Raw genomic sequence first — 2,948 nt, forward strand, 5'->3', positions numbered from 1 at the left:
CGAGGAGGCATACGGCCGCGGCTTTGAGGACATCTACTACCGCGTCCCCGACATCACCAGGCTGCGGCAGGCGGTGGGGTACGAGCCGAGCATGTCATTGGATCAGATCCTGGTCCGCGTGATCGAGGACGTGCGTCAGCGGCTCACCACCGCCGCGCACGTCTGAGCCGGCGTCACTGCGCCTTCCTGAAAGAGACCTGAGGACCGTGGCATCGTCACTGGTCCCTGCGATTGCGGCCTTTGCGCTGACTTTCCTGCTCACCCTGGGGATCCGGGCGCTCGCGCCCCGGCTCGGGCTGGTCGACCGCCCGCGGGAAGACCGCTGGCACCGCCGACCGGTTCCACGGTTGGGCGGGGTGGCGATCTACCTGGGGTTCACGGTGCCACTGCTGCTCTTCGCCAGACCGGGCCTGGGCGCGGCCCCGGCGGCCCTGCTCGTCGGTGGAGCGTTTGTCTTCCTGGTAGGCCTCCTGGACGACCTGCGGCCGCTGGAGAACCGGCCGAAACTCACGCTGCTGATCCTCTGCGCCTTCCTTCCTGTGCTCCTGGGCGTGCGGTTCGAATTGCTGCCGCCCCTGCTGGGCGTACCGCTGGCGGCTTTCTGGATCCTGGGGGCAACCAACGCGTTCAACTGGCTGGACAACATGGACGGGGTGGCGGCCGGCGTGGCGGTGATTGCGGCGGTGGGGCTGACGGTCCTGTCGTTCGACGGCGCCGGTCACGTGGCGCTGCCGGCCCTACTGCTGGCCGCGGCGGCGCTGGGGTTCTTGCTGCACAACTTCCCGCCCGCGCGCATCTTCATGGGCGATGGCGGCAGCGGCTTCCTCGGCTTCACCCTGGCCACCCTGGCCGTTCTGGGCTCTCACCGGGACGTGGGCAGCGTCCTCCTCACCGTCCTCGTGCCCGGCTTGATTCTGGCCGTGCCCATCTTCGACAGTGCCACGGTCACCGTGCTGCGCCTGCTGCATCGCCGGCCCCTCTTCCAGGGCGGCCGCGACCACCCCGCCCACCGGTTGGTCACCCTGGGTCTGCCCGAGCGAAAGGCCGTCGTGCTGCTGTACGTCCTCAGCGCGGCGGCAGGGGCTGCGGGGCTGGCGGTAACGGGCCTCAACATCCTGACGGGGCTGATCCTGAGCGTACTGCTGGCGCTGGGGTTTGCGGCGCTGGGGCTGGTGCTGGCGGAGGTGCGTGTGTACGAGCGAGGAGCGACCGGAGGCGACGGGGACGGGCGAGGCGCACGCATTCCGTTGGACGGGCACACCGCCCTCCCGGCGCCGTTCCTCCAGAAGAAGTGGATCGCGGTCATGCTGACCGACCTGGTGCTGGTCCCGACGGCCTTCGTCGCCGCTCACCTGTTGCGCTTTGAGGGGACCCTGCCGCCTACGGTGGCAGCGGGGGTGGCGCACGCGCTGCCGCTTGTGGTGGCGGTGAAGCTGGCGGCACTGGCGCTCACGGGGGTCTACCGCGGCGCCTGGCGCTACGCCGGAGCCCTGGACCTCCTGAGGCTGGCCCAGGGCGCGACGCTCGGTTCGGCAGCCGCGGTGGCGGCCCTGTGGGTCTGGACGGGGCTTGGGGGCCTCTCCCGCGCCGCGCTGATCCTGGACTGGCTGCTTACGGTGCTCCTGCTGGGCGCCAGTCGATTCTCCCTGCGCATCATCCGCGAGTACCTGGTCGCACAGACGGTGCGCGGTCGGCCCGTGCTCATCTTCGGGGCGGGGAGCGGGGGAGTGCTGCTGCTCCAGGAGCTGCGGCAGAACCCGTCGCTGGGGTACCGGCCGGTGGGCTTCATCGACGATGACCCGGGCAAGCGCGGCGCCGTGGTGCAGGGGGTGCGCGTGCTGGGGAGCCGGCGGGACCTGGGCGAGCTGGTCCGCCGCTACGGGGTGGAGGAAGTGCTGGTGGCGGTGCCGTCCGCTCCCCCTGAGGTGGTGGAGGAGGTCGTTGGCGCGTGTCGGGAGGCGGGGGCGCGCGCCCGCGTGGCGGGGTTCGTGCTCGTATGAGGGGCGTGTTGGGAGGTCGGGGCCATGAGGCCTTTGATCGGCACCAGTTCTGAGGTCACCGGCGCGCGTCTGGCCGAGGCGCTGGCGGCCCGCATCGACGCCGGGACGGCCACGGTGGGCGTGGTGGGCCTGGGCTACGTCGGCCTGCCTCTGGCGCTGGCCTATGCCAGGCGGGGATTCCCGGTACGGGGGTTGGACGTGGATCCCGCCAAGGTGGAGGCGCTGGCCGCCGGCGGATCGTACCTGCGGGAGGTGCCGGAGGAGGCGGTGCGGGCGGAGGTGGCAGCCGGCCGGCTTGCGGTTGGGACCGACCCGGCCGTGCTTGGGGAGTGCGACGCTATCTTCATCTGCGTGCCCACGCCCTTCACCCAGCAGAAGGAACCAGACGTCCGCCACATCTCAGAGGCCGCGGCCCAGGTGGCGCGCTGCGGCCGTCCGGGGCAATTGGTGGTCCTGCGCAGCACCAGCTACCCGGGGACGACCGATGAGGTGGTGCGGCCGGCGCTGGAGGGGGCGGGCCGGGTGGTTGGCCGCGACGTCTTCCTGGCCTTTGCCCCCGAGCGGATCGACCCGGGCAACGCCCGCTACCCGATCGAGCGGGTGCCGGTCGTGGTGGGCGGGTGCGACCCGACCAGCGCGCGCCTGGCAGCGCGGCTGCTGGAGCGCCTGGGCCCCCAGGTGGGAGTGGTCTCCACGCCGGCTGCGGCCGAGATGGCGAAGCTACTGGAGAACGTCTTCCGCAACGTGAACATCGCCCTGGTGAACCAGGTGGCGCAACTGTGCGAGCGCATGGGGCTGGACGTCTGGGAGATCATCGATGCCGCGGCCACCAAGCCCTACGGCTTCCTGCCGTTCCGTCCGGGGCTGGTGGGCGGGCACTGCATCCCGGTGGACCCCTACTACCTGGCATGGAAGGCCCGGGAGTACGACTTCCACATGGACTTCATT

At 71.2% G+C, this 2,948-nt stretch carries 2 protein-coding genes; both read left to right on the forward strand.

Translation table 11 applies throughout. The features are described from left to right. Nucleotides 1-206: 206 nt before the first annotated feature. Complete coding sequence (locus QN152_13795; GenBank protein MDR7540575.1) at nucleotides 207-2,000, forward strand: hypothetical protein; 1,794 nt, start codon at nucleotides 207-209, stop codon at nucleotides 1,998-2,000. Nucleotides 2,001-2,024: 24 nt separating this feature from the next. Continuing rightward, nucleotides 2,025-2,948, forward strand: a 924-nt coding sequence (locus tag QN152_13800) for a nucleotide sugar dehydrogenase (GenBank protein ID MDR7540576.1), incomplete at its 3' end; no start/stop codon positions are given.

Source organism: Armatimonadota bacterium (assembly GCA_031459715.1).
Classification (GTDB): Bacteria; Sysuimicrobiota; Sysuimicrobiia; order Sysuimicrobiales; family Humicultoraceae; genus Humicultor; species Humicultor tengchongensis.